Below are 6434 nucleotides of genomic sequence, written 5' to 3'. Positions count from 1 at the left end.
CGCTGACGTCATCGCCCGCATCTCCGACATGCCGGTCTCACGCCTGCACGAGTTGCTGCCGTGGGAATGGAACGCAGCAACGCACCAAGTCAAGGCTGCCTGACCGCGGCCCTCGGCGGATGTTTACCGTCAACTCCCCGATCTTCGCATGCAGGGTCTTCACGTCGATCGCCGGTTCTGCGTCGGCTTTGGTGATCGCGCCGAACACCCCGGTTGCACCCTCCAGAAGTTGATCGCGCCATTGCTTGATCTGGTTCGCGTGAACGTCGAAATCCTGCGACAGCTCGACCAGGGTTCTCTCGCCCTTGATCGCCGCCAACGCAACTTTCGCCTTGAATGCCGGGCTGTGGTTCCGGCGTGGTCGTCTTGCCATGGTCTTCTCCTCGCTCGCAGCATCATGCCGCTGTTGCACGGAAAATCCACTTATCCCGGCTGTTCAGATTTCCGGAACCACCTCTCACCACGCGAGTTCATCGCAGCTCAAACCGCAACCGCCTGAGTGTCCGGTGAAACGGGGGCAAGATCACTCGGGGCGATTCACCTCTCCTGTTCCGTCTTTCCAACGAAGATGAATCCAGAACCACTGATCCATGTTTTGGCGCACCTGCGTCTCAAGCCGGGCGTTAAAGTCTCGCGTCATCTCAACTGGGTCACCGTGGGGTATTGGCGTCTCGACATGGACATCGAAATCAAGACCATTGGAGCAGCGGATGCCCCAGACTGGCACTAAAAGCGCGTCGAACTTCAGGGCCAGTTTCGCCGTTATCAGAGATGTTAAAGCGGGTTGGCCAAAAAAATCGAGTGGTGCGCCACCAGGGGTATTGAGGTCGTTGAGGATGGCAAGATTACCGCCGGAGCGCAGATGGTTGGTTATTTGCATCATGCCACGACGACCCTGCTTGAACATGGGCTGGCTCAATTTTTCCAGCGCGTTGGTGTAATGCACATTGAAGTACCGATTTCTCAGTGGGCGATAGAGCGCGCCCATCTCAAATCCTTGTTGGATCATTGCCACACGCGCAGCGTTGAAGCTGCCAAAATGCCCCGTGACCAATATTATCGGACGGCCTTCGGTGCGAGCACGTTGAATATCGGGAAGACCAGGGCCGGTGACTGGCGAGTGCCGCGCACGATCGGAAAACTTGGCAGCCGAATACATCTCCATCATGTTACGGCCAGCGTTGTCCGGTACTGCCCTCATTAGGCGGCGCACCTCGCGCTCAGGCAGACCCGGCATGACCAGCGCGAGGTTTTTCCGCACGCGCTCCGAATAGCCAGCAAGGGGTGCAACCATACGCGCCGTCATCCATCCGAGAGCAGGAATGCGCCAGCGGTAGGGCATAAGACCAACAGGCACGATCAGGGCGCGCAGAGACAAGTTGACCAGATATTCACCTGCACGTCGTCTCAGCGCATCCTTATCCTCTCGCATGAATCTCCTCCTAGCCGTCACCGACTTTGGCACCTAAGCGAAAATCTGCATGTCAGGTGACCAGAAGGTCAACAAAGTCTGATGTTACATCATCCCAGCTGCGCAACCGTGTACTGGCAATCTTCGCCTCTAAGATGGCGCGATGATCAGGCTCGGCAATCAACTTACGACAAGCGGCATAGATACTGTCAATGGAGTGAGCATCACAGTATTCCACCATGTCGCCTCCCACTTCAGGCATTGATGAGTTGTTCGCAACAACAGCGGTCTTACCGAAGAACAAGCTCTCACCTATAGGCAACCCCCACCCTTCGTAGAGGCTCACCGTAGCCGTGAATAAACAAGTTTCATACAGATAAGCCAGCTCAGCATCAGTTGGATGGTTGGCAAACTGGATCCACCCGCCCAAGTTACCTGTGGCCTTGATGAGCTGGTTAAAATCTTCATTGTACCAGCCTGGCTTTCCAGCAAAGACGAGTTTGGGAAGATCCAGCGGGCTCTCATGGCTGAGCCGCTGCCAAGCCTGTGCCAGCCGCCAAATATTCTTGCGCGACTCCATGGTGCCTACCACCAATACAAAAGGCATCTTGGACAGGTTAAGGATATCACGCGGCAATCCAAGGTTGCGATCCACACGGGCTTTGTACGTACTGGACATAGCATGTAGACCAGCACCGCGAAGTGTCGACTTGCCGTCAGTCACATGGAAGTCTTGGGCAAGGGGAACAGTCTTAATAGGACGAACCACACCTATTTCGTCCATAAAGGTAGAAAGATCACGTGCCGTATTCTTCGAATTGGCAAAATACCTGGAACAGTACCCGCTCGAAGCCTTGAGCCAGTTGTAGAAATCTTCACTGAAATCAGACGCGATATGTTCCGGCGTAATGATTGGGATCAGGTCATGGATGAGCTGTGATATCTCAAGACCCCTGTGATCTTTAAGGCACTGAAAGCATTCCCCTAATCCATTTATGGACCAAGTGGCACCCAAGACGATCAAATGATCCCCATGCTGAGCGATGTCCACGACCCGCATGCGTTCAAGGCCGGAGAATTTGGAACTGGCGTTTGGCAGGTTGCCTGAGCGAAAACTGCGCCATTCGGCAATACTGGAGCCATGCTTGGTAAAATGCGCCTCATTGCCACGCAAAGCCTGATAGTTGCGGCGCAATGCATGCAAGTGATACTTGAGTGGATGGTTGCGATAGCGGTCCAGAGTAGGGGCAGTATTTGCCTGCGAACGTGCGCCTCGGCCATAGAATAGAGCACTCCAGACATCAGGGTCGAACTCGGTCATTTCGGCTACAAAGTCCGCTTCGATGGACAGGTATTCGCGGCACCTGCGATCCCAATAAGACAGGCGCACGGCTTGTCGACCGTGCCGCTCAATCATCCGCTTGATGACCTCAAAGGACACCCTTTGGATGCCAGAGACCGTCGTATGTCTTTCAACATAAAAGATAATGTCGGTGACATCGAAAAAGTGCATGATAGTGTCCCATCGAATGGTGTAAGAGCGCCGACCTTCGGTAAGGCCCGAGCCTGATCAGGACGCCACAGCGGGCAACCTGACGCGAGGATTGTCGTTCACGCGGGCGAGGGTTTCAAGGCTCATGTATCGACGCGCGACCGTCCATTCATCGTTGGTCTCGAGCATGATCGCTCCGACGAGCCGGATGACGGCATCATCGTTTGGGAAGATCCCGATGACATCGGTGCGCCGCTTGATCTCGCGGTTCACCCGTTCCAGCGGATTTGTGGACGCAATCTGGGGCCAGTGCTCGCGCGGGAAGTCCATGTAGGCGAGCACGTCGTCGCGCGAGGCGTCCATAAAGATGCCGAGCTTGTCCTGCTTTTCGCGCAGGGCATCCGCAACGGTGTCCCACTGAGCCTCGGCATCGGCCTTGCTTTCCTGGGCGAAGATCGTCTTCAGCATCGCTGCCACCGCCGTGCGTTGCTTGGCCGGGGCGTGCGCCAAGGCGTTGCGCATCCAGTGAACCCGGCACCTCTGGTGGGTGGCGTTGAAGACGCGGCGTGCCGCCGCCCGAAGGCCCTTGTGATCATCGGCGATGACCAGTTTCACGCCGCGCAGGCCGCGGTCGGCCAGGGAGCGCAGAAAGTCGGTCCAGAAGGTTTCGGCTTCGGAAGGGCCGGTCGCAACGCCCAGAACCTCGCGCTTTCCGTCCTCGTTGACCGCCACGGCTACTATCACGGCGCGGCTCACGATCCGGCCGCCCTCGCGCACCTTCACATAGGTCGCATCCAGCCAGAGGTAGGGCCAGGCCCCCTCCAGCGGCCGACCCAGGAACGCGCTCACCCGCTCGTCAATGTCGGCGCAAAGCCGACTGACCTGGCTTTTTGACATACCGCCCGCGCCCATGGCCTTCACCAGATCGTCCACAGAGCGGGTCGAAACGCCGTGGACATAAGCCTCTTGGATAACGGCCACGAGGGCCTTCTCGGCCGTGCGGCGCGGCTCCAGGAAGCTGGGAAGATAGCTCCCCTTTCTCAGCTTCGGGATCTCCAGCGCGATCCGGCCAGCGCGGGTGTCCCAGTCGCGGTCGCGGTAACCGTTGCGCTGCACTTCCCGCAACGGCGAGCGCGTCCCCTTGGCAGCGCCCGTCCGCGCCTCGACCTCCGCCTCCATGATCCGTTCGGCGGCGAAGGCCAGCATCTCACGTACAAGATCGCCATCGGCCTGCTGTTCAACCAGCTCAAGCAGTGTCATTCTCTCATCGGTCATCGTCATCTCCGTCTTTGGTTTCCAGTGTTGCAACCCAAACCTTTGCCGAAGATCGACGGTGGCCGCCAGCGTCACCACCGGCCGCGCGCTGCGCTATGCCGGGGGCTCCGCGCGCGGCCTCTTACACCAAGCGTTGGGACACGGCCAAGTGCATTCTAATTAATCCGTTTGTAAGCCTGTACCAAGTATGGCAGATGTCGCATTCATGCATTGCTAGTACCGGCCATTGGAACTCTTTGGCTGCAAACGTGATGTTCCTCAACCCCTTTCGCAGTGCTAAGAGGTTCGCATGACCGCTGTGTACTATGATCTTTCAGAACAGTTTTTAGCTTCAGGGGTGAAGTTCAAATACTATGGTATTGCCCGGACTGTCATGGAAGTGGGTTATGAGCTAGCGATGTCGGACGCAGATGTGCGTTTCGTGATATTCTCGCCGGCTCACGAGCGCTTCTTCGAAGTGACGCCGCGCATTGGTGCGCTCTCACCCACAGGTATTCTTGATCCTGGGCTGCCTTCTGCCGCCACACCAAAGCGGATGCGCTACACCTTTCCCACGCAAAGCGCTCTGCGTGATGCACTCTATCCAGCAGCGCAATGGATTGTGCGAAAGATGAACTTGAAGCGGTGGGATCACGTCCCTGCGGGCATGATTAAAGAGGTGGATTTGAATGGACAGATATTGGTGTCTCTGGGACGACCCAAGATCATGGCGGATTATCTGACCGCGATGGACCAAGCCGGCGTCAAGATCAGGTTGAACCCGCTCTTGCACGACATGTTCCCGCTTTATGGGTCTGACCATATACGGCAAAGCACGTTCACCAGAAACTTCGCCCATGATAACAAGATCGTAATCCGCCATGCTGAGCGTCTTTTCTCTAACTCACAGTTCACAAAATCCGAGATCGAACGGTTCTCATCTTTAGGCCATTTACCCCCTCTCCCACAAGTGGTTGCCATTCCACTGAGTCATGAAACGCGCTCAACAAACGAGCCAATCGTGCAAACAGGCCCAAAAGAACCCTATCTGCTTGGCGTTGGCACCATGACAGGCCGCAAAAATCTGGAATGCGTGTTGAGTGCCATGATGCATTTGCATGAGACAGGGCGGCCGGTACCAGCATTCGTACTGGCCGGAGCGTATCGCAAGCGGACAAAAGCGTACATCAACAAGCCACCCTTGGAGCCAATCAGGTCACGTATTCATTTCGCACTGAACCCAAATCAGGCCGAGCTCTGCAATCTTTACGAAAACGCACTCGCCCTTGTCATTCCCAGCCGCATGGAAGGTTGGGGCCTGCCACTGGGAGAAGCCCTTTGGGTGGGCACCCCAGCACTGTCCTCCACCGCAGCGGCATTGAAAGAGGTGGGTGGCGATCTGGCTATGTATTTTGATCCTGATGATTCGCATGCACTGGCAGGGCTGATCGACAGACTACAATCTAACCCCGAAGGGTACAGCGCTCTCAAGGCCCGGCTGGCGGCAGCCAAGCCTGAGCTGCGCTCTTGGAAAGATGTGGCGCAGGATATTCTTACCGCAACAGGCGCAGGCTGAAGAGATATGCGCAGAAGTTGGTGACGCTTGATCAGGCGGCGGCTTGAAGTTGGCGGATCCCGTCGCGGAACTCAACTCCCTGGATGATCTCGGGCAGTCGATTTTGACCATCGAGCTTGCGCCATTTCTTTTGGGGGATATCATCAGCTTGAAGGCCATGGCCAGACCGGTCTTGCGGCTGAGGCATCCTTTGGTGCGTTTTGTGCGATGCCGGACGGTGGCGAATGTGCTTTCGATTGGGTTTGACGTCCGAATGTGCTTCCAGTGTTCCGCCGGGTAGTCGTAGAAGGTCAGCAGCGCGTCTCGATCCTTGACCAGTTTGGCGACCGCCTTGTCCCATTTCACGCCATAGGTTGCGACGAAGAAGTCGAAGGCAGCGTTCACTTTGGCTTTTGTCTCTGCTTGCCAGATATCGTGCAAGTGGCCCTTGGCTTTTGCTTGCAGGGATTTCGGCATCGCGTTCAGCACGTTCATCGTCTTGTGGACCCAGCACCGTTGTTCCCGCGTCGTGGCGAATACCTCGCGCAGCGCCGTCCAAAACCCCAGGACACCGTTGCCGATGGCAAGATTCGGATCGTGTTTCAGGCCGCGACGTTTGAGATCGAGCAGCAGCTCGCGCCAGCTTTGGGTGCTTTCACGGAAGCCGTCGGTCATGGCCAGCAGTTCCTTGCGGCCATATTCATCGGCCCCAACGATCACCA

The 6434-nt window shown here is 56.7% G+C and carries 4 protein-coding genes and 2 pseudogenes; 1 reads left to right on the top strand and 5 read right to left on the bottom strand.

Going from position 1 to position 6434, the window contains the following annotated elements; all coding sequences use genetic code 11:
* Nucleotides 1-124: 124 nt before the first annotated feature.
* From DQ230_RS16460 to DQ230_RS16445, 4 genes and pseudogenes are all read right to left on the bottom strand, one after another.
* Nucleotides 125-373 (bottom strand): annotated as a pseudogene (locus DQ230_RS16460) (transposase); the annotation flags it as partial.
* Nucleotides 374-523: 150 nt separating this feature from the next.
* On the bottom strand, nucleotides 524-1432 hold the full coding sequence (locus DQ230_RS16455) for a lysophospholipid acyltransferase family protein (protein WP_113913655.1): 909 nt from the start codon (nucleotides 1430-1432) through the stop codon (nucleotides 524-526).
* A gap of 52 nt (nucleotides 1433-1484) precedes the next feature.
* Nucleotides 1485-2924 carry a glycosyltransferase family 4 protein gene (locus DQ230_RS16450; protein WP_113913654.1) on the bottom strand — a complete coding sequence of 480 codons (1440 nt, stop codon included), beginning with the start codon at nucleotides 2922-2924 and terminating at the stop codon, nucleotides 1485-1487.
* 57 nt (nucleotides 2925-2981) lie between these two features.
* Nucleotides 2982-4178: an IS256 family transposase gene (locus tag DQ230_RS16445; protein WP_113913656.1), complete on the bottom strand. Its 1197-nt coding sequence runs from the start codon at nucleotides 4176-4178 to the stop codon at nucleotides 2982-2984.
* 289 nt (nucleotides 4179-4467) lie between these two features.
* Between DQ230_RS16445 and DQ230_RS16440 the strand changes: the two genes are divergently transcribed.
* The gene (locus DQ230_RS16440; protein WP_113913653.1) at nucleotides 4468-5733 is read left to right on the top strand and encodes a glycosyltransferase; all 1266 of its coding nucleotides are present in this window, start codon (nucleotides 4468-4470) and stop codon (nucleotides 5731-5733) included.
* A gap of 31 nt (nucleotides 5734-5764) precedes the next feature.
* Here the strand turns inward: DQ230_RS16440 and DQ230_RS16435 are convergent.
* A pseudogene (locus tag DQ230_RS16435) lies at nucleotides 5765-6434 on the bottom strand (IS256 family transposase); the annotation flags it as partial.

The organism is Roseovarius dicentrarchi (assembly GCF_003316635.1).
Taxonomy (GTDB): Bacteria; Pseudomonadota; Alphaproteobacteria; order Rhodobacterales; family Rhodobacteraceae; genus Roseovarius; species Roseovarius dicentrarchi.
The sequence above is the reverse complement of the archived record's forward strand: the minus strand, read 5'-3'. Positions and strand labels throughout refer to the sequence as shown.

Bases quoted from the DNA above. Each gene is read 5' to 3' on its own strand.
- DQ230_RS16450 (WP_113913654.1), bottom strand. From the start codon at position 2,924: ATGCACTTTTTCGATGTCACCGACATTATCTTTTATGTTGAAAGACAT.
- DQ230_RS16455 (WP_113913655.1), bottom strand. From the start codon at position 1,432: ATGCGAGAGGATAAGGATGCGCTGAGACGACGTGCAGGTGAATATCTG.
- DQ230_RS16445 (WP_113913656.1), bottom strand. From the start codon at position 4,178: ATGACCGATGAGAGAATGACACTGCTTGAGCTGGTTGAACAGCAGGCC.
- DQ230_RS16440 (WP_113913653.1), top strand. From the start codon at position 4,468: ATGACCGCTGTGTACTATGATCTTTCAGAACAGTTTTTAGCTTCAGGG.